Origin of the sequence: Streptomyces sp. Root1304, assembly GCF_001426405.1 — a bacterium.
Taxonomy (GTDB): domain Bacteria; phylum Actinomycetota; class Actinomycetes; order Streptomycetales; family Streptomycetaceae; genus Streptomyces.
In genome coordinates this window covers 768,744-792,218 of the sequence record NZ_LMEP01000012.1, presented here as the reverse complement: position 1 = coordinate 792,218, position 23,475 = coordinate 768,744, and the positions used below count along the sequence as shown (strand labels likewise).

Annotated in this window: 22 protein-coding genes; 12 read left to right on the top strand and 10 right to left on the bottom strand. The window is 72.9% G+C overall.

What is annotated here, in order from left to right:
- Window positions 1–93: 93 nt before the first annotated feature.
- The 3 genes from ASD33_RS16455 to ASD33_RS16445 all read right to left on the bottom strand — a co-directional run bounded on the left by ASD33_RS16455 (window position 94) and on the right by ASD33_RS16445 (window position 3,861).
- Window positions 94–1,116 (bottom strand): endonuclease/exonuclease/phosphatase family protein, encoded by a 1,023-nt coding sequence (locus ASD33_RS16455; protein WP_056560196.1) that lies wholly within the window; start codon window positions 1,114–1,116, stop codon window positions 94–96.
- Window positions 1,117–1,477: 361 nt separating this feature from the next.
- Window positions 1,478–2,131 (bottom strand): TetR/AcrR family transcriptional regulator, encoded by a 654-nt coding sequence (locus ASD33_RS16450; protein ID WP_079044807.1) that lies wholly within the window; start codon window positions 2,129–2,131, stop codon window positions 1,478–1,480.
- Window positions 2,132–2,208: 77 nt separating this feature from the next.
- Window positions 2,209–3,861 carry an MFS transporter gene (locus tag ASD33_RS16445; protein ID WP_056561506.1) on the bottom strand — a complete coding sequence of 551 codons (1,653 nt, stop codon included), beginning with the start codon at window positions 3,859–3,861 and terminating at the stop codon, window positions 2,209–2,211.
- Window positions 3,862–4,155: 294 nt separating this feature from the next.
- On the opposite strand from ASD33_RS16445, the gene panB reads away from it, so the two are divergent.
- From panB to ASD33_RS16430, 3 genes are all read left to right on the top strand, one after another.
- Window positions 4,156–5,019: a 3-methyl-2-oxobutanoate hydroxymethyltransferase gene (panB, locus tag ASD33_RS16440; RefSeq protein WP_056560187.1), complete on the top strand. Its 864-nt coding sequence runs from the start codon at window positions 4,156–4,158 to the stop codon at window positions 5,017–5,019.
- A 129-nt stretch (window positions 5,020–5,148) separates the two neighbouring features.
- The gene (locus tag ASD33_RS16435; protein ID WP_056561504.1) at window positions 5,149–6,141 is read left to right on the top strand and encodes an ATP-binding cassette domain-containing protein; all 993 of its coding nucleotides are present in this window, start codon (window positions 5,149–5,151) and stop codon (window positions 6,139–6,141) included.
- Entirely contained in the window at window positions 6,138–6,992 is an 855-nt protein-coding gene (locus ASD33_RS16430; RefSeq protein WP_056560185.1) for an ABC transporter permease, read from the top strand. Before ASD33_RS16435 ends, ASD33_RS16430 begins: the two co-directional genes overlap by 4 nt.
- 15 nt (window positions 6,993–7,007) lie before the next feature.
- Here the strand turns inward: ASD33_RS16430 and ASD33_RS16425 are convergent, their stop codons facing one another.
- The gene (locus tag ASD33_RS16425) at window positions 7,008–10,376 is read right to left on the bottom strand and encodes a BTAD domain-containing putative transcriptional regulator (RefSeq protein ID WP_056560183.1); all 3,369 of its coding nucleotides are present in this window, start codon (window positions 10,374–10,376) and stop codon (window positions 7,008–7,010) included.
- 136 nt (window positions 10,377–10,512) lie between these two features.
- On the opposite strand from ASD33_RS16425, the gene ASD33_RS16420 reads away from it, so the two are divergent.
- On the top strand, window positions 10,513–11,307 hold the full coding sequence (locus ASD33_RS16420) for a site-2 protease family protein (protein WP_056560180.1): 795 nt from the start codon (window positions 10,513–10,515) through the stop codon (window positions 11,305–11,307).
- Between the two features lie 40 nt (window positions 11,308–11,347).
- Here ASD33_RS16420 and ASD33_RS16415 read toward each other — a convergent pair whose 3' ends face one another.
- Complete coding sequence (locus ASD33_RS16415; protein WP_056560177.1) at window positions 11,348–11,533, bottom strand: hypothetical protein; 186 nt, start codon at window positions 11,531–11,533, stop codon at window positions 11,348–11,350.
- Window positions 11,534–11,621: 88 nt separating this feature from the next.
- Entirely contained in the window at window positions 11,622–12,344 is a 723-nt protein-coding gene (gene npdG, locus ASD33_RS16410) for an NADPH-dependent F420 reductase (RefSeq protein WP_056560174.1), read from the bottom strand.
- Between the two features lie 103 nt (window positions 12,345–12,447).
- Here npdG and ASD33_RS16405 point away from each other — a divergent pair, with 103 nt between their 5' ends.
- Both ASD33_RS16405 and ASD33_RS16400 read left to right on the top strand, forming a co-directional pair.
- A complete protein-coding gene (locus ASD33_RS16405; protein WP_056560171.1) occupies window positions 12,448–13,050 on the top strand; it encodes a hypothetical protein in 603 nt (200 codons plus the stop codon).
- 81 nt (window positions 13,051–13,131) lie between these two features.
- Entirely contained in the window at window positions 13,132–14,490 is a 1,359-nt protein-coding gene (locus tag ASD33_RS16400) for an MFS transporter (protein ID WP_107103729.1), read from the top strand.
- Window positions 14,491–14,527: 37 nt separating this feature from the next.
- Here ASD33_RS16400 and ASD33_RS16395 read toward each other — a convergent pair whose 3' ends face one another.
- Window positions 14,528–14,758 carry a hypothetical protein gene (locus ASD33_RS16395; RefSeq protein ID WP_056560168.1) on the bottom strand — a complete coding sequence of 77 codons (231 nt, stop codon included), beginning with the start codon at window positions 14,756–14,758 and terminating at the stop codon, window positions 14,528–14,530.
- A 61-nt stretch (window positions 14,759–14,819) separates the two neighbouring features.
- On the opposite strand from ASD33_RS16395, the gene map reads away from it, so the two are divergent.
- Both map and ASD33_RS16385 read left to right on the top strand, forming a co-directional pair.
- A complete protein-coding gene (gene map, locus ASD33_RS16390; RefSeq protein WP_056559707.1) occupies window positions 14,820–15,677 on the top strand; it encodes a type I methionyl aminopeptidase in 858 nt (285 codons plus the stop codon).
- Window positions 15,678–15,791: 114 nt separating this feature from the next.
- A complete protein-coding gene (locus ASD33_RS16385) occupies window positions 15,792–16,442 on the top strand; it encodes a biliverdin-producing heme oxygenase (RefSeq protein WP_056559704.1) in 651 nt (216 codons plus the stop codon).
- Here the strand turns inward: ASD33_RS16385 and ASD33_RS16380 are convergent.
- The gene (locus ASD33_RS16380; RefSeq protein ID WP_056559700.1) at window positions 16,432–17,118 is read right to left on the bottom strand and encodes a PhzF family phenazine biosynthesis protein; all 687 of its coding nucleotides are present in this window, start codon (window positions 17,116–17,118) and stop codon (window positions 16,432–16,434) included. The two genes, ASD33_RS16385 and ASD33_RS16380, sit on opposite strands and share 11 nt — an antisense overlap.
- A 313-nt stretch (window positions 17,119–17,431) precedes the next feature.
- On the opposite strand from ASD33_RS16380, the gene efeO reads away from it, so the two are divergent.
- The 4 genes from efeO to ASD33_RS16360 are packed head-to-tail and all read left to right on the top strand — an operon-like array spanning window position 17,432 to window position 21,801.
- Window positions 17,432–18,589 (top strand): iron uptake system protein EfeO, encoded by a 1,158-nt coding sequence (gene efeO / locus ASD33_RS16375; protein ID WP_056559698.1) that lies wholly within the window; start codon window positions 17,432–17,434, stop codon window positions 18,587–18,589.
- A 31-nt stretch (window positions 18,590–18,620) separates the two neighbouring features.
- Window positions 18,621–19,892, top strand: coding sequence for an iron uptake transporter deferrochelatase/peroxidase subunit (gene efeB / locus ASD33_RS16370; RefSeq protein ID WP_056559696.1), 1,272 nt, complete (start codon window positions 18,621–18,623; stop codon window positions 19,890–19,892).
- A gap of 30 nt (window positions 19,893–19,922) precedes the next feature.
- On the top strand, window positions 19,923–20,804 hold the full coding sequence (efeU, locus tag ASD33_RS16365; protein ID WP_056559693.1) for an iron uptake transporter permease EfeU: 882 nt from the start codon (window positions 19,923–19,925) through the stop codon (window positions 20,802–20,804).
- Complete coding sequence (locus tag ASD33_RS16360) at window positions 20,761–21,801, top strand: hypothetical protein (RefSeq protein WP_199863529.1); 1,041 nt, start codon at window positions 20,761–20,763, stop codon at window positions 21,799–21,801. The genes efeU and ASD33_RS16360 overlap by 44 nt, the downstream gene beginning before the upstream one ends.
- A 147-nt stretch (window positions 21,802–21,948) precedes the next feature.
- Here the strand turns inward: ASD33_RS16360 and ASD33_RS16355 are convergent, their stop codons facing one another.
- Window positions 21,949–22,728: a bifunctional DNA primase/polymerase gene (locus ASD33_RS16355; RefSeq protein WP_056559691.1), complete on the bottom strand. Its 780-nt coding sequence runs from the start codon at window positions 22,726–22,728 to the stop codon at window positions 21,949–21,951.
- A gap of 124 nt (window positions 22,729–22,852) precedes the next feature.
- Complete coding sequence (locus ASD33_RS16350) at window positions 22,853–23,473, bottom strand: TetR/AcrR family transcriptional regulator (RefSeq protein WP_056559688.1); 621 nt, start codon at window positions 23,471–23,473, stop codon at window positions 22,853–22,855.
- Between the last annotated feature and the right edge of the window lie 2 nt (window positions 23,474–23,475).

Sequence of the window (23,475 nt, the reverse complement as noted above, 5' to 3'; positions counted from 1 at the left end):
AGAGCCTTTCCGGAAGTTAGTTCTTCGACGGAACAAAGACTCTCAGGTGCGTTGTTCCCGTCGGCTTCCGGGGGATGAAGGGCAGGTTTCGCCTCAGAGGCGGACGCGGGCGGCGACCGGGAGGTGGTCGCTCCCCGTCGCCGGCAGCGCCCAGGACGACATCGGTTCGACGCCCTTGACCATGATCTGGTCGATGCGGGCCATCGGGAACGAGGCCGGCCAGCTGAAGCCGAAGCCGTCGCCCGCCGCGCCCTGGGTGGAGCGGAGCTGCGAGGTGACGGCGCGCAGGGCGCGGTCGTTCATGGTGCCGTTGAGGTCGCCGAGGAGCACGATCCGCTCGTTCGGGTCGTGGGCGATGGCCTCACCGAGGGCGTTGGCGCTGCTGTCGCGCTGGTTGGCGGTGAAGCCGGCGTTCAGCTTGACCCGTACCGACGGCAGGTGGGCGACGTACACCGCGATGTCGCCCTTCGGGGTGACGACGGTGGCCCGCATCGCGCGGGTCCAGCCCATCCGGATGTCGACGGGCTGCGCGGCGCGCAGGGGCAGCTTGCTCCAGAGTCCGACGGTGCCCTGGACGGAGTGGTGCGGGTACTCCTTCGCCAGGCCCTTCTCGTACGCCGGGACCAGGTCGCCCTTGAGTTCCTCCAGGGCGAGGACGTCGGCGCCGGACGCGGCGAGCTTCCGGGCGGTGCCCGCGGGGTCCGGGTTGTCGGCGTTCACGTTGTGGGTGGCGACCGTCAGGTCACCGCCGCCGGCGGACTTGTCGGCGACGAGTCCGCCGAAGAGGTTCAGCCAGACCACGGCCGGGAGCAGCAGGGCGATCAGGGCGGTGGCGGAGCGGCGGACCAGGGCGAGGACGAGCAGCAGGGGGACGAAGAGGCCCAGCCAGGGCAGGAAGGTCTCGGTCAGGCTGCCCAGGTTGCCGATCCGGTTGGGGATGTCGGAGTGGAAGACCATCAGCAGGGTGAGGGCCACCGCGCAGGCGGCGATCAGGATGCCGCGGCGCCAGATCCCGCGGTCGCCGCGGAGCCGGCCGAGGGCGGTCCGGAGGCGGGAGGCGGGAGGCTCGCTCCCGGTGCCGCCGTGCTCGGTCTCCGTCATGTCCACCCGCGCCATCGCACTGTCCTCACTGCCTTGCCGCCGTGCTGTCTTGCCGTCTTGCCGTCTTGCCGTGCCGTGTTGCTCCGTGACCCGACGTCGACACTAGGCGATGACGGGTCACTCGTACTCCCCCAGGGACGACACGGCCGCGTGGCGGGTTCCTGCAGGTGGCACGTACGGGAGGGCTGTGACAGAACGCGCACATTCGTACGGGTCCGTGCCGTCGACGGGCGGTATCGGCCACGCGGGGCGGGCGGACCGGGCGGGGCGGTATCGGCCACGCGGGGCGGGCCGACCGGGCGGGCCGGGGCCGACCGGGCGGGGCGGGCGGACCGGGCGGATCACGCCGACCGGACGCCGTCGGGCGGGCGCGCGGTCAGTCGCGCGGGCGCAGGCCTTCCAGGACCGTGTCGACGACCCGCTCGGCGAGGCCGGGCTCCAGGGGCGCGCCGGGGCGGATCACGGTGCGCAGCAGCAGCGGGCCGGTGAAGAGGTCGTTGACGAGCTCGACGTCGAGGTCGGCGCGGATCTCGCCCCGTTCCATGCCGCGGCGCACGGTGTCCAGGCCGAGGCGGCGGCGCGGTTCGATGACGGTGAGGTGGTACGCGTCCCAGAGCGTCGGGTACAGCTGCATCTGCGCGAACACGTTGTGGACCAGCGCGGAGTTCCGCTTGGCGAGGCCGCGTTCGCGCATGGACTCCAGGAGGGCGACGAGGTCGTCCCGGAGCGAGGTGCCGGGCAGGACCGGGTCCGGGGGCTCCACCGAGCGGATCAGGTCGATGAAGAGCTCCTCCTTGCCGGCCCAGCGCCGGTAGATGGTGGCCTTGCCGACCCCGGCGGTGCGGGCGATCCGCTCGATGGACAGCTCGGCGAGCGGAGCGCCCTCGTCGAGGAGCCCGACGACCGCGTCGAAGACGGCCCGCTCGACCCCTTCGCTGCGCGGCCGCCCCCGCCGGGCGCCCGGGGCGGGGGCGGTCGCCCCCGGCCCCGGCGCCGGCGCCGGCGTCGCGGCTCCGCACGGTACGGGCATCGGGTGTCCGGCACCGTGGGGTTGGGGGGTCCCGCCGTCCTGCCGCGACACGTGCGCTCCACCTCTCGTTCGGATGACTACCGTCGGGCCGATTCTCCCGCCTCGGCGCCGGGCGTGGGCACCGAGCCCCGCCGGGCCTCGCCGTCCGGACCGGGACCGGCCGGTGCGGCGGCCGCCGGGGCGCGGCCGGGAAGGAAGAGCGCGACCACGACCGCGCCGACGACGCCGATCACGGCGGAGGCGAGCGCCGTGACGTGCATGGCGCTCAGGAAGGCGTCGTACGCGGGGGTCACCAGGTCCCGGCCCGCCGGGCCGAGCTTCTCGGCGACCGCGAGCGTCGCCTCGACGGACTCGCCCGCCGTGTCGCGCAGGGCGGCCGGCACACCGCCGAGGTGCCCCTCGATCTCCCCCCGGTAGGTGGAGGAGAGCACCGAGCCGAGGACGGCCACGCCGAGCGCGCCACCGACCTGCCGGAAGGTGTTGTTGATCGCGGAGCCGGAGCCCGCCTTCTCACGGGGCAGCGCCTGCATGATCGCGACGGTCACCGGCGGCATGATGTGCGCCATGCCCGCGCCCTGGAGGAAGAAGACGACCTCCATGACCCAGACCGGGGTGCCGGCGTCGAAGAAGGCGAAGGCGGCGAGGCCGAGGGCGACGAGCAGCATGCCGACGGTGCAGACGGCGCGGGCGCCGAAGCGCTCGACGACGAGCCGCGCCCGCGGCGCGAAGACCATCTGCGCGACGGCCAGCGGCAGGATCAGCAGGCCGGACTGGAGCGCGCTGTAGCCGCGGACGCTCTGCAGGTAGAAGGCGGAGAAGAAGGTCACGCCCATGAGCGCGAAGAAGACCAGCGCGATGGCGGCCACGGCGGCGGAGAACGCGGGCCGCTTGAAGTACGACATGTCGATCGCGGGGTGGTCGCTGCGCCGCTCGTGGAGGACGAAGACGACGAGGACCGCGAGGCCGCCGAGGACCGGGGCGAGGACGGTGGGGTCGGTGAAGCTCGCCAGTTCGCCGCCGCGGATGATCCCGTACACGAGGAGGACCAGGCCGAGGACGGAGAGCAGCACACCGGGTACGTCGATGCGGCCCGGCGCGGGGTCCCGGGAGTCGGGGACGAGCCACACCATCAGCGCGAGGGCGAGGAGCACGACGGGCACGTTGATCAGGAAGATCGAGCCCCACCAGAAGTGTTCGAGCAGGATGCCGCCGGTGATCGGGCCGATCGCGATGGCGAGGCCGACGCTGCCGGCCCAGATGCCGATGGCCTTGGGCTGCTCGTCGCGCTCGAAGACGTTCATGAGGACGGCGAGGGTGGCGGGCATGACGAAGGCGGCGCCGAGGCCCATGAGGGCCCGGAAGGCGATGAGCTCGCCCGGGGAGCCGGACATCGCGGCGAGGGCGGAGCCGATGCCGAAGACGGTGATGCCGAAGAGCAGCACCTTCTTGCGGCCGAGGCGGTCGCCGAGGAGGCCGGAGGTGAAGAGGAGGCCGGCGAAGACGAGCGTGTAGGAGTTGATCGACCACTCCAGCTCGCTCTGGGTGGCGCCGATGCCGGTGGGGGCGGGGGCGGCGATGGTCTTGACGGCGACGTTCAGGATCGAGTTGTCGAGGACGACGATCAGCAGGCTGAGCATCAGGACGCCGAGGACGGCCCAGCGGCGCCGGTGGACGGCCTCGGGTATGCGGGGCCCGGCGGGCGCGGTGGGTGCGGTGGACGGCTGTGACATGAGCACCACCCTAGAGGTATTTCGATACGAGACCGTCTCGTATCGAAAAAGATGACGGAGGCTTTACGAAGCGGCCGCGCGGGACGCGGGCGCGGGACGCCCGCAGGTGACGCCCGCGCAGGACGCGCACGTGCCGCGCCCGCGGGACGCGCCCGTGTGACGCGCCCGTGTGACACGCCCGTGTGAACAGCACCACTCCGGCCCACTTCCCCGTCCGCCCGGCGAAGTGCCACCATGGATGTGGTCCGGGGACGCCGTCAGGGCGCCTCGAGATGACACAAGGAGCCGTGCACCATGACGCTTCAGGCTGCCCAGAATCCGCCCGCCGACAGCAGCAAGGCGCTGTACGGCGGCAAGGGCACGCGCCGTCTCACCGTCCACGACATCGCCGCCGCCAAGACCCGCGGCGAGAAGTGGCCCATGCTCACCGCCTACGACGCCATGACCGCCTCGGTCTTCGACGAGGCCGGCATCCCGGTGATCCTCGTCGGTGACTCCATGGGCAACTGTCACCTCGGCTACGAGACCACCGTGCCCGTCACGATGGACGAGATGACCTTCCTGTCCGCCGCCGTCGTCCGGGGCACCAGGCGCGCCCTCGTCGTCGGCGACCTGCCCTTCGGTTCGTACCAGGAAGGGCCCGTACAGGCCCTGCGCAACGCCACCCGGCTCGTGAAGGACGCCGGTGTCGGCGCGATCAAGCTGGAGGGCGGCGAGCGCTCGCTGCCGCAGACCGAGCTGCTCGTCCAGGCCGGCATCCCCGTCATGTCCCACCTGGGCCTCACCCCGCAGTCCGTGAACACCATGGGCTACCGGGTGCAGGGCCGCTCCGACGAGGCCGCGCACAAGCTGCTCCGCGACGCCAAGGCGGCGCAGGACGCGGGCGCGTTCGCGGTCGTCCTGGAGCTGGTGCCGGCCGAGCTGGCCGCCGAGGTCACCCGCTCCCTGCACATCCCGACCATCGGCATCGGCGCGGGCGCCGGCACCGACGCCCAGGTCCTCGTCTGGACCGACATGGCCGGTCTGACCGGGGGCAAGGTCCCGCGCTTCACCAAGCAGTACGCCAACCTCCGCGAGACGCTCGGCGACGCCGCGCGCGCCTTCGCGGAGGACGTCAGCGGCGGGGCGTTCCCCGCCGAGGAGCACACCTTCCACTGAGGCCCACCGGGTCCTGAGGTGCGGGATCCCCGTACCTACGTGTGAACCGACAGCCCCGCCGACCGGTGTCGGCGGGGCTGTCGGCCGTCTGTCGGGGGATTGTCGGTGGCGGCTGGTCTAGTGGTGGACATGACGCGATCACACACCAACGCCATCGAGGTCCGGGGCCTCGTGAAGCACTTCGGCGCCACCAGGGCCCTCGACGGGGTCGACCTGGACGTGCGGGAGGGCACCGTCCTCGGCGTGCTCGGCCCGAACGGCGCCGGGAAGACCACCCTCGTCCGCTGCCTGTCCACCCTCCTCGTCCCGGACTCCGGGCACGCCACCGTCGCCGGCTACGACGTGGTGAAGCACCCCCGCCAGCTGCGCCGCACCATAGGGCTCACCGGTCAGTACGCCTCGGTCGACGAGAAGCTGTCCGGCTGGGAGAACCTGTACATGATCGGGCGGCTGCTCGACCTCTCCCGGGCCGACGCCCGCCGCCGCGCGGACGAGATGCTGGAGCGCTTCTCCCTCACCGAGGCCGCCAAGCGGCCCGCGATGAACTACTCCGGCGGCATGCGGCGGCGCCTCGACCTCGCCGCCTCGATGATCGGACAGCCGGCCGTCCTCTACCTGGACGAGCCGACCACCGGCCTCGACCCCCGCACCCGCAACGAGGTGTGGGACGAGGTCCAGCGGATGGTCTCCGAGGGCGTCACCGTCCTCCTCACCACCCAGTACATGGAGGAGGCGGAGCAGCTCGCGAGCGAGCTGACCGTCATCGACCGGGGCAAGGTCATCGCCCGGGGCGGCGTGGACGAGCTGAAGGCCAAGGTCGGCGGCCGGACCCTGAAGGTCCGCCCGGTGGACCCGGACCGGCTGCCGGAGATGGCCGCCGCGCTCCGCGAGACCGGGCTCGACGGGATCGCCGGCGCGACGGTCGTGGCCGACGAGGGCGCGCTGTACGTGCCGATCCTCACCGACGAGCAGCTGACGGCCGTCGTGGGCCTGCTCGGCGCGCGCGGTTTCGGCATCGCCCACATCGGCACCCATCTGCCCAGCCTGGACGAGGTGTTCCTCGCCATCACCGGCGAGAAGACCGCCGATTCCGTCGAGACCCACGAGGAGGTCGCCGCATGAGCACGACCACGGTCACCAAGTCCCCCGTCGGCACACCGAGTCCGGCGGCAGCACGGCGCGTACCCGTCGCCGAGGGCCGGATCGGCCTGCGCGGCAACCTGCGCCACATCGGCGCCCTGGCCCGCCGCAACGCCCTGCAGATCAAGCAGGACCCGGAGTCGATGTTCGACGCCGTCCTGATGCCGATCATCTTCATCCTGCTGTTCGTGTACGTCTTCGGCGGCGCCATCGCCGGCAAGGGCAACAACGAGGTCTACGTCAACTACGTGACGCCCGGCCTGATGGCGATGATGGGCATGAACATCGCGATGGCCGTGGGAGTCGGCATCAACGACGACTTCAAGAAGGGGGTCATGGACCGGTTCCGGACGATGCCGATCGCCCGGTCCTCCGTCCTCATCGCGAAGATCGTCGTCGAGGTGGGCCGCATGCTCATCGCCACCGCGATCCTGCTCGGCATGGGCTTCCTGCTCGGTCTGACGATCCACACCTCGGTCCTGCACCTCTTCGCCGCGATCGGCCTGTCGATGGTCTTCGGAGCGTCGCTGATGTGGATCTTCATCCTGCTCGGCCTCACCCTGAAGACCGCCCAGGCCGTCCAGGGCATGGCCATGCTCGTCCTGATGCCGCTCCAGTTCGGCTCGTCGATCTTCGCCCCGCCGACCTCGATGCCCGGCTGGCTGGAGACCTTCACCGACTACAACCCGCTGTCCAACCTCGCCGACGCCGCCCGCAACCTGATCAACGGCGGCCCGGTCGCCCACTCGGTGTGGATGGTCCTCGGCTGGGCGGCGCTGATCACCGTCGTGACGGCACCGCTCGCGGTCGCCAAGTTCCGCAAGAAGACCTGAGTCCCGACCGGGGGATCATGACTCGGCGCGCTCACTGATCGCGTCGGCGGCGCGACCGAGCAGGGCGGCGGCCTCCCCGAGGGAGAGGCCGCCGCCCTCGGCGTACGCGGCCTCGAACTCCCCGTCCCCGAGGGCGGACCGGCACAGTTCCGTCGCCCGCTCCCGGTTCTCCCGCTCCAGGGGCGGAGACAGGTGCCCGGGCGGCGTCAGCCCCTCGTACGCGCCGAGCAGGACCCCGGCGGTACGGGCCGAGGGACCGCCGAGCCCGGCGAGCGCCCAGGCGGCCATGACCAGGTGGATCGACGGCATCTGCGGCGCGACCATCAGCGACAGTCCGCCGAGGGAACGGTCGAACGCCCGCCGGGACAGCACGAGCGCCGACGCGTGCCGTCCGTCCAGGTTCTCCACCCAGCCGAGGCTGCCCAGCGCGAAGCCCTCGAAGATGGAGAAGGTCTCCGAGCTGAACAGCTTCTGCGAGCTGAACTCGTCGAGCAGCCGCTCCAGATGCACCCGCGCCTCGGCCGTCCGGCCGGTCCGGCCGAGCAGCAGCGCCAGGAAGATCCGCCCGGCCAGCATCGGTTCGTGGCCCCGGCCGTGCTCCCCCTCCACCACCGCCCGCAGGATGAGTTCCGCCTCGGCGGCGCGACCGGTCTCGATCAGCATGTCGGCGTAACGGGCCCGCAGCAGGGCCATCTGCGACTGGGCGCCGATCCGTTCCGCGTACGCGATGGCGTCGGCGAAGTCCTGCGCGGCGCCCTCGAACTCGAGCCGCCGCTCGCGGGCCTCGGCGCGCGAGGACAGCGCCTCGGCCGCGCCCCAGGCGTCCCCGAGGCGGACGAAGATCTCCAGGCTCTCCTCGGCGTCGGCGCTCGCCCGCTCGGCCAGGTCGGCCCGGTTGGCGAGCATGTTGGCGCGCAGCTGGAGGGCGTTGGCGAGCTCCCACTCGCTGCCGTGGCGGCGGCAGGCGGTGACGTGATCCTCCAGGGCCTGGCCCATGCGGCCCGGTTCGCCGATGAGGAGGACGGCGAAGACCGTGAAGGAGCCGGGCAGCCGGCAGGTCTGCGGGAGCCCCGGCGGGTAGATCTCGTTGATCCGCCGCAGCCGCTCGACCCCGGCGGGGCTGGTCCAGCGGCCGGTGTCGTAGTCCATGTTGAGCAGCTCGATGAGCCGCACCCCGCGCCGGGCCTCCCAGCGCTGCTCCTCGGAGAGCGGCAGCGGCGAGACGGTGCACGGCTCGTGCAGCGGTACGACGGGGGCGGCGGGCGTCCCGAAGGGGTCGGGGCCGAGCGCGGCGACGGACTCGGCCCAGTGGAGGGCGTCGGCGCGCAGGTCGCGCATCTGCCAGTACCAGAGCAGCGAGTGGACGAGGACGAGCGCCTCGTCCTCGTCGCGGGCGTCGACGGCGCGGCGCATCGCGGAGCGGATGTTCCCGTACTCGACGCCGAACCGGGCCATGGCCTCGACCTGCCGGGAGCCGCGCAGCTCGGGGTCGGAACGGCGGGCGAGTTCGCGGTAGTACGTGAGGTGCCGGCGCTCTACGGCGGCCCGCTCCCCCGCCTCGTCGAGCCGTTCCCCGGCGTACTCGGCGACGGTCTCGAGGAGACGGAACCGCATGCCGGTGTCGCCGGGAGCGGCGACCACGAGCGACTTGTCGACAAGGGCACCGAGCAGGTCGAGCACGGCGGGCCCGCCGGAGCGCTCCTCGTCCGCGTCCCCCCGCCCCGCGCAGACCGCCTCCGCCGCCTCCAGGCCGCAGCCGCCGGTGAAGACCGCCAGGCGGCGCAGGAGGGACCGTTCGGCCTCGTCGAGGAGCTCCCACGACCAGTCCACGACCGCCCGCAGCGTCTGCTGCCGGGGCAGCACCGTGCGCGCCCCCGAGGTCAGCAGCCGGAACCGGTCGTCGAGCCGGTCCGCGATCTGGCGCAGGGTCAGCATCCGCAGCCGCGCCGCCGCCAGTTCGATGGCCAGCGGCAGGCCGTCCAGGCGGCGTACGACCTCGCCCGCGGCGACCGGGTCGTCCTCGACCACGAACCCCGGGCGGACCGCCGCCCCCCGCTCACCGAGCAGCCGCAGCGCCATCCCGGTCGGCAGCGGGCCGAGGGGCCGGACCGCCTCCCCGGGGACGCCCAGCGGCTCCCGGCTCGTCGCGAGGACCCGCAGCTCCGGGCAGCGCGCGAGCAGCATCTCGGCCAGTTCGGCGGCGGCGCCGACGAGGTGTTCGCAGTTGTCGAGGAGGAGGAGCATCCGCCGCCCGGAGCAGTGCTCGACGAGCCGGGCGACGGGGTCGCCCCCGCCGCGCAGCTCCTCGGCTCCGGCGCCGCGCAGCACGGTCTCGCGGGCGCCGACCGCGGCCAGGACCACTTCGGCGACGGCCTCCGGGTCCCGTACGGGCGCGAGTTCCGCGACCCAGACGCCGTCCGTCCAGTCCTCGGCGCCCCGCTCGGCCGCCTCCTGCGACAGCCGGGTCTTCCCGGCCCCGCCGGGTCCGAGGAGCGTCACGAGCCGGGCGCGGCGCAGGTCCTCGCGGACCAGGGCGATCTCCTCGTCGCGGCCGACGAAGCTGGTGAGCCGGGCCCGGAGGTTGCCGCGGGCCGGCGGGCGCGCCGCCGGAGGAGCGGCGGCGGCGGGCGGGGCCGTGGTCGGGGGCTCGGGCGGGGCGGCGGGCGCGGCCAGGAGTTCGGCGTGGAGGGCGCGCAGGGCCGGGGACGGGTCGGTGCCGAGGCGGGTGGCGAGGGCGCGGCGGACCACGTCGTACGCCGCGAGCGCCTCGGCCGCGCGCCCGGTGTCCCGCAGGGCCCGGATCCGCAGGGCCTGGAGGGGCTCGTCCAGCGGGTGGGCGGCGCAGAGGGAGGTCAGCTCGGGGAGCGCGGCGTGCGCCTCGCCGAGGGCGAGGGCCGCGCCGAGCCGGGCGCGCCGGGCGTCGAGGCGGCGGGCCTCCCAGCGGGCGGCCTCCGCGTCCCGGTCGGGCAGGTCGGCGAGGGCGGGCCCGCGCCACAGGCCCAGGGCCTCGTCGAGGAGGGCGGCGGCTCCGGCCGGGTCGCCGGCGGCGAGCGCGGCGACTCCTTCGACGGCGAGGTGCTCGAAGCGGCGGGCGTCGACGTCCTCGGGCCGGGCTTCGAGCCGGTAGCCGCCCTCGGCGGAGACGATCCGGTCGCGTCCGAGGGCCTTGCGGAGCCGTCCGACGAGGGCCTGGAGCGCGGCGACGGCGTCGGCGGGCGGCTCGTCGCCGTGCCAGACCTCGTCGACGAGGTCGGGCACGGGCACGGTCCGGCCCGCCCTCAGGGCGAGGACGGTGAGCAGCGCACGGACCCGCGGGCCGCCGACGGACACGTCGGTGCCTTCGGGGGTGCGGGCGAGGGTCGGGCCGAGGACGGAGTAGCGCACGGGCCCATTCTCCGTGAGAAGGTCCCCGGCTCCGGAACTCGCCCCGTCACCCGGTACGTTTCCCGCACGTCAGGCAGCGCACGACCCCGTCTCCGTACCGCCTCCGTCCCGCCTTCGTCCCCTGGGAGCTTCCGCGATGACCACGGCCACCACCCGGCACCACGAACGGCGGATCAGTCCCGTCTTCCTGGCGATCCTCGCCGTCATGGCCGTCACCGGCTGGGCGGTGTGGACGGACTTCGCCGCCCTGCCCGGCCTCGCGGTCTTCCTCTTCGTGACCTCGGCGTGGGTGGTGTCGCTCTGTCTCCACGAGTACGCGCACGCCCGGACGGCCCTGCACGGCGGGGACATCACGGTGGGCGCGAAGGGCTATCTGACGCTGAACCCGCTCGCGTACACCCACGCGCTGCTGAGCATCGTGCTGCCGGTGCTCTTCGTGATCATGGGCGGGATCGGGCTGCCGGGCGGCGCGGTCTTCATCGACCAGAACCGGATCAAGGGCCGCTGGAAGCACAGCCTGATCTCGGCGGCGGGCCCGCTGACGAACGCGCTGTTCGCGCTGGTCTGCACGGCGCCGTTCTGGCTGGGCGCGCTCGACGGCGTGCCCCTGATGTTCCGGTTCGCGCTGGCGTTCCTGGCGTTCCTCCAGGTGACGGCGGCGCTGCTGAACTTCCTGCCGGTGCCGGGCCTCGACGGCTACGGGGTGGTGGAGCCCTGGCTGTCGTACAAGGTGAAGCGGCAGATCGAGCCGTACGCGCCGTACGGCTTCTTCATCGTGATCGCGCTGCTGTTCGTGCCCGCGCTCAACGCGGCCTTCTTCGACGCGATCGACGCGCTGCTGCGGTCGCTCGGGGTGCCGGAGGCGAGCCGCTACTGCGGCTCGCAGCTGTTCCGGTTCTGGCAGGAGACGCCGGAGTTCTGCAAGGTCTGAGGCCGTGCGGTCCTCCGCGGTGTCTGGTCCTCCGCGGTGTCTAGCCCTCCGCGGCGGCGGCCTTCTCCATCCTGGCGCGGCGGACGTAGTACCAGGCCATGTTCGAGGAGAGGCCGGCGAGCAGGATCCAGACGACGCCGAGGAAGCTGCCCTCGACGAAGGAGACGACGGCCGCGGTGACGGCCAGGGCGCAGACCACGAGGGCGTAGAGGGCGAGGCGGGGCATGGGGGTCGGCTCCTGTCCGGGTACGGCTGCTGTGCCCGTCCAGTGTCCCCCATGCGCTCCGCCCCGGAGGGACCGGCTCGGGGCCGGCTCAGATGTCGGTGACGCGGAGCCCGGCGTGGGCCTTGTAGCGGCGGTTCACCGAGATCAGGTTGGCGACGAGCGACTCGACCTGGTGGGCGTTGCGCAGCCGGCCGGCGAAGACGCCGCGCATGCCGGCGATGCGGCCGGCGAGGGCCTGGACGATCTCGACGTCGGCGCGCTCCTCGCCGAGGACCATCACGTCGGTGTCGATCTCCTCGACGGAGGTGTCCTTGAGGAGGACGGCGGAGAGGTGGTGGAAGGCGGCGGCGACCCGCGAGCCGGGGAGGAGTGCGGCGGCCTGCTCGGCGGCGGAGCCCTCCTCGGGCTTGAGGGCGTAGGCGCCCTTCTTGTCGAAGCCGAGCGGGTTGACGCAGTCGACGACCAGCTTGCCCGTGAGTTCCTCGCGCAGGGACTCCAGGGTCTTGGCGTGCCCCTCCCAGGGCACGGCGACGATCACGACGTCGCTGCGGCGGGCGGTCTCGGCATTGTCGGCGCCCTCGACGCCGTGGCCGATCTCCGCGGCCACGTCCTCGGCGCGGTCGGCGGAGCGGGAGCCGATGATCACCTGCTGGCCGGCCTTGGCGAGCCGGTAGGCGAGGCCGCGGCCCTGGTCGCCGGTGCCGCCGAGGACGCCGACGACGAGCCCGGAGACGTCGGGGAGGTCCCACGGGTCCTTGGGGGCGGCCTTGGGCGCGGCGGCGGGGTCCTGGGGTGCGCTGGAGGAAGTCATGGCCCCGACATTACCGACCGGTCGGGGTGCCGGGAGCCCCGTACGGGTGGAACCCTCGCGACCGCCCTCGCGCGGGCCCCGGAGCGGTGCAGAATGCGGGCCCATGGATGCCGTACGGGTCGCGTTGCTGCGGGAAGTGCTCGCCGGGACGGAGTGGCCGGGGGCGGCCCGCAGGTTCGCGGGCGCGCTCCGGTCCTCGGTCGTCCCGCACCGGGGCGGGCTGCTGCTGGTCGGCACGGAGGAGTACGAGCCCTGGCACCTGGCGGCGCACCTGGTGGACGAGTCCGCCTGGTCGGGGCTGCCGGAGCTGGCGCCGACGCTGGTGCGGCACCGGGTGCGGCCGGGTGCCCCGGCGCACCTGGGGGTCGGCCTGGGGCGGCTGGAGGCGGCGGGGCGCGGGGCGACGCTGCTGATGGTGGCGCCGGAGCGGCCGGACGCGGGGCTGCTCCAGCGGGTGCACGACGCCCGGCGGGCGGGGGCGACGGTGCTCTCGCTCGACGGGGGTGACGCGGAGGTGCGGGGTCTCGCGCACGAGACGCTGACGGTGGCGGAGGGGGCGGAGGTGGACCTGGACACGGTGCAGCACCTGGTGAGCGCGGCGGCGGGCGAGAACAGCCTGCCGTCCCCGCGGGGCGAGCGCCGCTTCCGGGACCGCCTCTCGGCCCTGGCGGACCGGCTGACGGCGCCGCCTCCGGCGCGCTGGTAGGAGCGGCGGGCCCCGCGGGCGGCCTCACGCCCCCGCAAATTCGGTTGCCCGGGCCGTCCCCTCGCCGGAGCATGGCACCTCGTGTCCTCCCCCCTCGCGAAGATCTCCGCTCTGCTGCCCGACCTGGCGCCCTGGCGCGCCTCCGCCGACTTCCGGCTGCTCTGGGTGCAGGGGCTCGTCACGTACTTCAGCAGCGCGATGGCGATGATCGCCCTGCCGCTCCAGATCAAGGAGATGACGGGTTCGCCGCTCGCCGTCGGCGCGATGGGCGCGGTGGAGCTGGTGCCGCTCGTGGTGTTCGGGCTGTACGGCGGGGCGCTCGCCGACGCGGTCGACCGGCGGAAGGTGATCCTCGCGACCGAGGCGGGCCTCGGGCTGCTCGCCCTGATCCTGCTGCTCAACGCCCTGCTGCCGGACCCGATGCTCTGGCCGCTGTACGTGGTCGCGGCGGGCGTCTCCGCGCTCGCCGGTCTCCAGCGCCCGGCCCTGGACTCGCTGCTCGCCCGGATCGTGCCGCACGAGCACCAGACGGCGGCGGCCGCGCTGAACTCACTGCGCTGGCAGATGGGCTCGATCGCGGGCCCGGCGCTCGCGGGTCTCGTCGTCGCCTACGCGGGCCACGCGCCCGCGTACGGCGTGACGCTCGCGGGCTTCGCCGTATCGGTGCTGCTGTGCCGCGGGCTCTCCCCGGCCCCGCCCGCGCACGACGCCGAGAAGCCCTCGCTGCGGGGCATCGCGGAGGGCGCCCGGTACGCCTGGTCGCGGCCGGTGCTGCTCGGCACGTACGCGATCGACCTGGCGGCGATGTTCTTCGCCTTCCCGAACACGATCTTCCCGTTCCTCGCGGACGAGCTGGACGCCGACTGGTCGCTCGGTCTGATGTACGCGGCGGGCTCGGTCGGTTCGCTCGTCCTCGGTCTGACCAGCGGCTGGACCTCGAAGGTGCGGCGGCACGGGCTGCTCGTGGTCGGCGGCGCGGCCGGCTGGGGTCTGGCCGTCGCGGCGGCCGGCTGGTTCGGGAACGTCTGGCCGGTGCTGCTGTGCCTGGCCTTCGCGGGTGCGGGCGACATGCTGAGCGGGCTCGGCCGCGCCACGATCTGGAACCAGACGATCCCGGAGGAACTGCGCGGCCGGCTGGCCGGCATCGAGGTGCTCTCGTACAGCGTCGGCCCGCAGCTGGGCCAGGTCAGGGCGGGCGTGATGGCGGGCTGGACCGGCACCCGGTCGGCGGTCTGGACGGGTGGCGTGGCCTGCGTGGCCTCGGTGGGGCTGCTCTGTCTGGCGCTGCCGAAGCTCCTGACGTACGACTCCGACACCGACGAGGACTCGCTGCGGCGCAAGGCCCAGCAGCGGGCGGGCGGCGAGGGGGCGGCCGGGGAGCGGGCGCCCCGGGAGTCCGCCGGGGAACCGGAGACGCGCGAGGCGGCCGGGACCGTCTGAGGCCGGTCCCGGCCGCGTGTCCGCCCCGGCGTCCGGCTCAGTCGGGGTTCTCTTCCGTGCGCCCCTTGTCGTGCCAGCGGGGATCGGTCTCCCACTCCAGGTTCCGCTCGCGCGCGGTGTCCATGGCGTGGGAGGCCTCCTCACGGCTGGCGTACGGGCCGAAGCGGTTCTTCGCCGGGCACTCGGGGCCCTCTTCGACCTTCTTGTGCTCCAGGCAGTAGTACCACTCGCCCGGTTTGCCCACGGTGCGCTTCTTGAACAAAGCCATCGTCGTCGGCTCCTTCCTCCGAGACCATGCTGCCCCAGACCAGGTCGTTAGACTCGCTGGCATGTCTGGCCAGTCGCTTCTCGTACCGGGGGAGCTCTCCCCCCATCGTTCCGTTCCGGGCTCCATCCGCCGCCCCGAGTACGTCGGGAAGCCCGCCCCGACGCCGTACACCGGGCCCGAGGTGCAGGACTCCGACACCGTCGAGCGGATGCGGATCGCCGGCCGCATCGCCGCCCGGGCGATGGAGGAGGCCGCCAAGCACATCGCCCCGGGCGTCACCACCGACGAGCTCGACCGGGTCGCCCACGAGTACATGTGCGACCACGGCGCCTATCCCTCGACCCTCGGCTACCGCGGGTTCCCGAAGTCGCTGTGCGCCTCGGTCAACGAGGTCATCTGCCACGGGATCCCGGACTCCACCGTCCTGCGGGACGGCGACATCGTGAACCTGGACGTCACCGCGTACATCAACGGCGTCCACGGCGACAACAACGCCACCTACCTCTGCGGCGACGTCGACGAGGAGTCGCGGCTGCTCGTGGAGCGCACCAGGGAGTCCCTGAACCGGGCGATCAAGGCGGTGAAGCCGGGCCGCCAGATCAACATCATCGGGCGGGTCATCGAGTCGTACGCCAAGCGCTTCGGCTACGGCGTCGTCCGCGACTTCACCGGTCACGGCATCAACTCGTCCTTCCACTCGGGCCTGATCGTCCCGCACTACGACTCCCCCCACCACACCACCGAGATCAAGACCGGCATGACCTTCACGATCGAGCCGATGCTGACCCTCGGCACCCACGACTACGACATGTGGGACGACGGCTGGACCGTGGTGACCAAGGACCGGAAGCGGACCGCGCAGTTCGAGCACACGCTCGTGGTGACCGAGACCGGGGCTGAAATCCTTACGTTGCCCTGACCCCCCGGGTGGGTAGCTTCTTACCGACAGGACGTCGGGAACCAGTTGACTTAGGTAAGCCTAACTCGGCAGGATCGTCACTGGTTCCCGTCCCATCGGTCCCGGAGGCACGCCTTGGACACGCCCTTCTCCACGCTCATCCGTACGGCCTCGCACGAGCAGCACACGGAGGCGGAGACGTCGTCCTTCATGAGCGACCTCCTCGGCGGACGGCTCGCCGTCGACGCCTACGCCCGCTACACGGAGCAGCTGTGGTTCGTGTACCGGGCCCTGGAGGAGGGTGCGGAGGCCCTGCGCGAGGACCCGGTCGCCGGGCCCTTCATACAGCCGGAGCTGTTCCGCACGGCCGCCCTGGAGCAGGACCTCTCCCATCTGCGGGGCCCCGGCTGGCGCGCCGCCGCCTCCCCGCTGCCCGCCACCGCGGCGTACGCCGAACGGGTCGCCGAGTGCGCCCGCGACTGGCCCGCCGGATACGTGGCGCACCACTACACGCGCTATCTGGGCGACCTGTCGGGCGGCCAGATCATCCGCGACAAGGCGGAGCGCACCTGGGGCTTCACACGCAAGGGCGACGGCGTCCGCTTCTACGTGTTCGACGCGATCGGCAACCCGGCCGCGTTCAAGCGGACGTACCGGGAGCTGCTCGACGGGGTGAACGCGGACGACCTGGAGAAGCAGCGGATCGTCGACGAGTGCAAGCGGGCGTTCGCCTTCAACAGCGCGGTCTTCCACCAGCTGGGGGGCGAGTTCCCGCTCAGCGCGTGAGCGTGCCCTCCAGGCGGACCCGTCCACCCAGTTCCACGATGCCGTCGGGGCCGGGAGCGGTGAGCAGCTGCGAACCCCGGCCCTGCGTGATGTTCAGGGCCCGCCCCAGCTCCGCCGTGAGCAGCAGCGCCGCCGCGCCGGTCGCCTCGTCCTCGTCGATGCCGTCGCCGCGCCCGGGGAACGCCCGCGCCCTGATCCGGCCCGCCGCCTCCTCCTCCCAGGCCCAGGCGTAGATCCACTCCCCCGGCTCGGGCACGTCGAGGGCGTCCACCTCGGCGGCGGAGCCGTACTGGCGCAGGGTCCGCGGCGGCGCCCACTCGGCGCGCGCCTCGATCCAGGTGAACTCCCCGTCGCCGCGCACCCACACCTCACCGGCCGGCGGGCAGATGACCTCCAGGTCGAGCAGCCAGGCGGTGCCGACGAGCGGGTGTCCGGCGAACGGCAGCCGCAGCCCCGGGGTGTAGATGTCCACGGTGCCGCGCTCCGGGTCGTCCACGAACACCGTCTCGCTGAAGCCGAGTTCCTTGGCGAGCGCCTGCCGGGAGGCCTCGTCGGGGTGGGTGCGGGCGTCCCTGACGACTCCGAGCCGGTTGCCGTGCCGGCCGTCGCCCGCGCAGAAGACCCTGAGGACGTCGATGTCGGTGGCGATGGCGGTGCTGTGCACGGTCGTGTTCATGCCGGAAATTGAAACATCCGGAGGCGTGCCGGTGGAGGCGTTCCCGTACCCGGGGACCGGCGCGTACCCCTCGTCGCGCCGAAGCGCACCGAAGCGCATCGCCGAACAAGGCACATGCTGACAATCGCCACCCAACCACCCGCTCTTGACTCGCCCTTGACCGAGTCATGAGAAGCCCATGAAATCCCTGTGATCCCGTCGTGTCCAGCCTGCCGGGGTTGAGAGCTGAATCACTGGACGAGTGGGTATTGCTGAGGTAAGCCTCGGTTAAGTTAGGTCCGCCTCAGTCCGTCCCCGCGTCCCTGGAGTCCTCATGCGAGCCGTCCGTCTGTCCGTCGTCACCGCCGCCGCGACCGCGGCGACTCTGGCCGCCGTCACGGGCTGCGCCGAGAAGAGCGACGCCAAGGCGGACGACGGCACCATCACCGTGGTCGCCAAGGACGACTCCTGCGAGGTCTCGAAGAAGGAGTTCCCGGCCGGCCACGTCAAGCTGGCCGTCGAGAACCGCGGCTCCACGATCACCGAGGTCTACGTCCTCTACCCGGACGACCGGATCGTGACCGAGCGCGAGAACATCGGCCCCGGCATCAAGGCCACGCTCACCGCCGAGATCAAGGCCGGCGACTACGCGATCGCCTGCAAGCCCGGCATGAAGGGCGAGGGCATCCGCCAGCAGGTCAAGGCCGTCGGCAAGGGCACCGCGACCGCCAAGCGCTCCCCCGAGATGGACGCGGCCGTCGCCGCCTACCGCCAGTACGTCCAGGCGCAGGCCGACGCGACCCTCCCCAAGGTGAAGGTCTTCACCGACGCCGTCCGCGCCGGTGACGTCGAGGCCGCGAAGAAGGCCTACGCCGAGTCCCGCATCGGCTGGGAGCGCACCGAGCCCGTCGCCGAGTCCTTCGGTGACATCGACCCCAAGGTCGACGTCCGCGAGGACGGCCTGGAGGCGGGCCAGGACCCCGCCACGGACTGGACCGGCTGGCACCGCCTGGAGAAGGCGCTCTGGCAGGACAAGAAGCTCGGCGCCCGCGAGAAGCAGCTCGCCGACCTCCTCGACAAGGACCTCGCGGACTGGGTGAAGCGGGTCGGCAAGGCCGAGATCACCCCCACCTCCATGGCCAACGGCGCCAAGGAGCTCCTGGACGAGGTCGCCAGCGGCAAGGTCACCGGCGAGGAGGAGCGCTACTCGCACACCGACCTCGTCGACTTCAAGGCGAACGTCGAGGGCGCCCAGAAGTCCTTCGAGCTGCTCAAGCCGGTCGCCGCCAAGAACGACCCGAGGCTCGTCGCGGACCTGGACAAGCAGTTCGCCGCACTGAACACGCTGCTCGACAAGTACCGCGCGGACAAGACCGGTTACGTCTTCACCTCGTACGACAAGGTCGGCAAGCCGGAGCGCAAGGAGCTGTCGGACGGCGTCAACGCGCTGGCCGAGCCGCTCTCCAAGCTCGCCGCCGCCGTCGTCAAGTAGTCGCCGAGTCAGCAGGGACGGGGATACGGACATGTCCGAGGACACCCAGGAGCAGACCGCGGCCACCGAGGCGGCCGCGCCCTCCCGCCGCACGGTCATCGGCTGGGGCGGTGCAGGGCTCGCCCTCGGCGCCGCCGCGGCCGGCGGCGCCGTGGCGCTGACCCGGGACGGGGACACCCCCGTGCCGGTCGCGGACAGCGGGGCGGCCGTGCCGTTCCACGGCCCGCACCAGGCCGGCATCGCCACCGCCGTACAGGACCGGCTGCACTTCGCCGCCTTCGACGTGACGACGAAGGACCGCGCCGAGCTGGTCCAGCTCCTCAAGGACTGGACGCGGGCCGCCGAGCGCATGACGGCCGGCGCCGAGGTCGGCGAGGGCGCCTACGGCGGTCTGCCGGAGGCGCCGCCGGACGACACCGGCGAGGCCCTGGGCCTCAAGCCCTCCCGTCTCACCCTCACCATCGGCTTCGGCCCCTCGCTCTTCGACGGGCGTTTCGGGCTGAAGGACAGGCGGCCCGGGGCCCTGGTGGAGCTGCCCAAGTTCCCGGGCGACAACCTCGATCCGGCGCGCAGCGGCGGCGACCTGTGCGTCCAGGCCTGCGCCGACGACCCGCAGGTCGCCGTGCACGCCATCCGCAACCTGGCCCGGATCGGCTTCGGCAAGGTCGCGGTGCGCTGGTCGCAGCTGGGCTTCGGCAAGACGTCCTCGACGACCCCGGACGCCCAGACCCCGCGCAACCTCTTCGGCTTCAAGGACGGCACCCGCAACATCGCGGGCACCGAGACCGACCGGCTCGCGAAGCACGTCTGGGTCTCCGGCAAGGACGCCGCCGGCGGTGCCGCCTGGATGGACGGCGGCTCGTACCTGGTCGCCCGCCGCATCCGGATGAACATCGAGACCTGGGACCGTACGCCGCTGGCCGAGCAGGAGGACGTCTTCGGCCGCGACAAGCGCGAGGGCGCGCCCATGGGCAAGCCCAAGGAGCACGACGAGCCGTTCCTGAAGGCGATGAAGCCGGACGCGCACGTCCGGCTCGCCCACCCCGACAGCAACAACGGGGCGACGATCCTGCGCCGCGGCTACTCCTTCACGGACGGCACGGACGGCCTCGGCCGTCTGGAGGCGGGCCTGTTCTTCCTGGCGTACCAGAAGGACGTCAGGACCGGCTTCATCCCGGTGCAGACCTCGCTGGCGACCGACGCCCTCAACGAATACATCCAGCACGTGGGTTCGGCGCTGTTCGCGATCCCGCCGGGCGTCCGCGACAAGGGCGACTGGTGGGGCCGGGGACTGTTCTCATGACTCCGCACGCACCCCAGGGAGGGAACCGACGTGTTCGGTAACTATCTGATCGGCCTGCGCGAGGGCCTGGAAGCCAGCCTCGTCGTCAGCATCCTCATCGCGTACCTGGTGAAGACCGGCCGCCGGGACGCCCTGAAGCCGATCTGGATCGGCATCGGGGTGGCCGTCGCCGTGGCCCTCGCCTTCGGCGCCGGCCTGGAGTTCGGCTCCCAGGAGCTGACCTTCGAGGCGCAGGAGCTGCTCGGCGGCTCGCTGTCGATCGTCGCCGTGGTCCTGGTGACCTGGATGGTCTTCTGGATGCGGCGCACGGCCCGGCACCTCAAGTCGGAGCTGCACGGCAAGCTGGACGCGGCCCTCCAGATGGGCACCGGCGCGCTGGTCGCCACCGCCTTCCTCGCGGTGGGCCGCGAGGGCCTGGAGACGGCGCTCTTCGTGTGGGCCTCGGTCCGCGCCTCCTCCGACGGTACGTACGCGCCGCTGGCCGGCGTCCTCCTCGGCCTGCTCACGGCGGTGCTGCTCGGCTGGCTGTTCTACCGGGGCGCGCTGAAGATCAACCTGGCGAAGTTCTTCACCTGGACCGGCGGGATGCTGGTCGTGGTGGCGGCGGGCGTGCTGGCCTACGGCGTCCACGACCTCCAGGAGGCGCGCTTCCTCGGCGGCCTCGCGGACAAGGCCTTCGACATCTCGGCGACGATCCCGCCGGACAAATGGCTCGGCACGCTCCTCAAGGGCGTCTTCAACTTCCAGCCGGACCCGACGGTCCTTCAGGTCACGGTGTGGACGCTGTATCTGGTCCCGACACTCGCGCTGTTCCTGGCCCCGATAGGGTCGGGTCCGTCCGCGCGGGTGAAGAAGCAGAAGGCGACCGATGAGAAGGCTGAGGCTGGGGCGAGCGCCGGCAAGACCGCTTGAGCGGTCGTCGGCACGGCGGCCCACGAGACTCCTGGGAGCGACGGCGGCCGCCGCCGTGCTGGCGCTGACGGCGAGCGGCTGCGTGACCGTGCACGGTGAGAGCGCGCTGCTGCCCCCGGCGACCCCGGCCGAGGCGGCGAAGGCGCTCGCCGACTTCACGGCGGCCTACAACCGCGCCGACAAGACGTACGACCCGGCCCAGGACGCGGGCCGGGTCACCGGCCCGTTCGGGGAGATCAACCAGGCGGGGCTGCGCGCGCGGGCGGTCACCAGCCCCGGCGGCAACGCGAACCACCGGCCGCTCGCCCTCACGGACGCGCGGTTCACGCTGCCCCGCAAGGCGGGCTGGCCGCGCTGGTTCCTCGCGGACACCGATCCCGACCTGGACACCGACGGGGGTCCCGGCGACCAGCGCTGGCTGCTGCTCTTCGTCCGCAACGGACCCCAGCAGCCGTGGGAGGCCGCGCACCTGGTGATACTCGGCCCTTCGCAGGTGCCCGAGTTCGCCGAGGAGGACGGGTACGCGGTGCCGGTCGCCGCGGACACCGACACCCTGGCGGTCGCGCCGAAGGACCTCGGCACGGCGTACGTCGCGTACCTCCAGGACGGGCGGCCGGGGCCGTTCGCGGCGGGGCCGCACACGACGGCCTGGCGGGAGCAGCGGCAGAAGAGCGCCAAGCGGCCGGGGCTCGCCACCCAGTACCTCGACCGGGTCACGGACCAGGGGGACTTCACGCCGTTCGGGCTGCGGACGAAGGACGGCGGCGCGTTCGTCTTCTTCTCGACCCGGTTCTTCGAGCGGCAGACGGCGGCGCCGGGTTACCGGCCGAAGGTCGACCCCGAGATCAAGGCGCTGCTGACCGGCGAGGTCAAGAACACCGTCACCAAGGAGTGGGTGTCCGACCAGGTGGCGCTGGTGCGGCCGGCGGGCACGGACGGCGACGCGGTCGCCGTCAAGTCCCGGCTGCAGGGCGTGGTGGGGGCGCAGGGGTCGTAGCCGGGCCGCCGGGCGCCCGGCCGGCCGCTCCTCGGGGAGGTGACCGGCTCGTCGACGCGGCGGCCGGCCCTGCCGCGGGGCCGCCTCTCGGCGGGGCGGCCGACCCGTCACCGGGTCAGCGGGTCAGCGGGTCAGCGGGTCAGCAAGTCAACGGGTCAGCGGCCACGCGATCTCGTGGGCCGTGTGCTCCCCGTCCCCGTCCGCCTCGCGCGCCGCCGCGTGGCGGGCGCAGGCGTCCTGGAGGGTCTCCAGGAGGTTCAGCGGGTCGGGCAGCGGGTGCTCGGGGCCGCGGAGCCAGGCCACGACCGGGCGGGCGCCCTCGTCGCCGGGGAGCCGGGCGGGGGGTACGAGCACATAGCTGCCGCGGCAGTGCCAGCGGAGCCCCGGGTGCTCGTCCATCGTCTCCGGGTGGCAGTCCAGCTCACACGGCCACCACTCGTCCTCGTCCTCGGGGGTGCCGCGGGTGGCGGTGAAGAAGAGCATGCGCCCGCCGACGGTGTCGATGTCGGCCGCCTCGGCGACCGGACCGACCTCCACGCCCTCCGCGAGGAGCCGCTCCAGCGCGGCCCGGCCGGCGGCGAGCGGTACGTCGAGGACGTCGTGGACCATGCCGGTGGCGGTGATGAAGTTCGCCTCGGGCTCGTTGCGCGCCCAGCGCTCGATCTGGGCGCGGTCGGTGGTCGACTGCGTCTGCCAGGCGAAGGAGACGGGGTGCCGGGCGGGGGTGGGACAGCCGATCCGCTCACAGGAACAGCTGTAGCCCACGGGGTACGCGGCGGGGGCCAGGGGCAGCCCGGCGGCGGCGACGGCCAGGAGCAGCTTCTCGCGGTCGTTCTCGTCGTCGGCCGCGGTGCGTTTCGGGCGCCTGCGCAGCCACTGTGCGAGTTTGCTCTCCGTGCCGCGGTAGCGGCCGATGCCGTCGCCCATCTATCCCCTCACACCTCATGCTCGCCCGTTCGGCTCTGCCCATGGTCCCACCATCCTGCGCCTCGGGTGACCGGAGTGCGGAACCGGGGGGCTGTGAGATGTCCCGGCCTCCCTGTGAGATGCGTCAGCGCCCGGCGGCGAGGCCGCGCAGGGCCAGGTCGACGAGGGTGTCGGCGTAGGCGTGGGTGAGGGGCAGGGTCCGGTGGAGCCAGCGGTGGTGGAGCGGGCCGACGAGGAGTTCCACGGCGACGCGCGGATCGACGTCCGGGTCGACGTCACCGGCGCGCTGGGCGGCCTCGATGCGGCGGACGTAGTACTGGAGCTGGGGTTCGAGCAGGGCCTCGGTGAAGCGGGCGCCCAGCTCGGGGTCGACGACGCCCTCGGCGGCGAGGGCACGGGTGGGGGCGTCGAAGGCGGGGTCGTTCATCTCGTCGACGGTGGCGCGGAGGACGTACCTGAGGTCGGCGGCGAGGTCCCCGGTGTCGGGGATCTCGCTGTCGGCGTCGCCGCCGAGGGCTTCGTTGGCCCTTGCCGCGAGGTCGAGGAAGGCGTCGAGGAGGACGGCCGCCTTGGACGGCCACCAGCGGTAGATGGTCTGCTTGCCGACCCCGGCGCGGGCGGCGATGCCCTCGATGGTGGTCTTCGCGTAGCCGTTCTCGGAGACGAGGGCGAGGGCGGCGGCGAAGATGGCGCTGCGGGAGCGCTCGCTGCGGCGGGAGGCGTCGGGGGCCTTGGTGTCGGGCATGG

Coding starts and splice junctions, on each gene's coding strand:
- ASD33_RS16455 (WP_056560196.1), bottom strand. CDS start 1,116: ATGGCGCGGGTGGACATGACGGAGACCGAGCACGGCGGCACCGGGAGC.
- ASD33_RS16450 (WP_079044807.1), bottom strand. CDS start 2,131: ATGCCCGTACCGTGCGGAGCCGCGACGCCGGCGCCGGCGCCGGGGCCG.
- ASD33_RS16445 (WP_056561506.1), bottom strand. CDS start 3,861: ATGTCACAGCCGTCCACCGCACCCACCGCGCCCGCCGGGCCCCGCATA.
- panB (WP_056560187.1), top strand. CDS start 4,156: ATGACGCTTCAGGCTGCCCAGAATCCGCCCGCCGACAGCAGCAAGGCG.
- ASD33_RS16435 (WP_056561504.1), top strand. CDS start 5,149: ATGACGCGATCACACACCAACGCCATCGAGGTCCGGGGCCTCGTGAAG.
- ASD33_RS16430 (WP_056560185.1), top strand. CDS start 6,138: ATGAGCACGACCACGGTCACCAAGTCCCCCGTCGGCACACCGAGTCCG.
- ASD33_RS16420 (WP_056560180.1), top strand. CDS start 10,513: ATGACCACGGCCACCACCCGGCACCACGAACGGCGGATCAGTCCCGTC.
- ASD33_RS16415 (WP_056560177.1), bottom strand. CDS start 11,533: ATGCCCCGCCTCGCCCTCTACGCCCTCGTGGTCTGCGCCCTGGCCGTC.
- npdG (WP_056560174.1), bottom strand. CDS start 12,344: ATGACTTCCTCCAGCGCACCCCAGGACCCCGCCGCCGCGCCCAAGGCC.
- ASD33_RS16405 (WP_056560171.1), top strand. CDS start 12,448: ATGGATGCCGTACGGGTCGCGTTGCTGCGGGAAGTGCTCGCCGGGACG.
- ASD33_RS16395 (WP_056560168.1), bottom strand. CDS start 14,758: ATGGCTTTGTTCAAGAAGCGCACCGTGGGCAAACCGGGCGAGTGGTAC.
- map (WP_056559707.1), top strand. CDS start 14,820: ATGTCTGGCCAGTCGCTTCTCGTACCGGGGGAGCTCTCCCCCCATCGT.
- ASD33_RS16380 (WP_056559700.1), bottom strand. CDS start 17,118: ATGAACACGACCGTGCACAGCACCGCCATCGCCACCGACATCGACGTC.
- efeO (WP_056559698.1), top strand. CDS start 17,432: ATGCGAGCCGTCCGTCTGTCCGTCGTCACCGCCGCCGCGACCGCGGCG.
- efeB (WP_056559696.1), top strand. CDS start 18,621: ATGTCCGAGGACACCCAGGAGCAGACCGCGGCCACCGAGGCGGCCGCG.
- ASD33_RS16360 (WP_199863529.1), top strand. CDS start 20,761: ATGAGAAGGCTGAGGCTGGGGCGAGCGCCGGCAAGACCGCTTGAGCGG.
- ASD33_RS16355 (WP_056559691.1), bottom strand. CDS start 22,728: ATGGGCGACGGCATCGGCCGCTACCGCGGCACGGAGAGCAAACTCGCA.
- ASD33_RS16350 (WP_056559688.1), bottom strand. CDS start 23,473: ATGCCCGACACCAAGGCCCCCGACGCCTCCCGCCGCAGCGAGCGCTCC.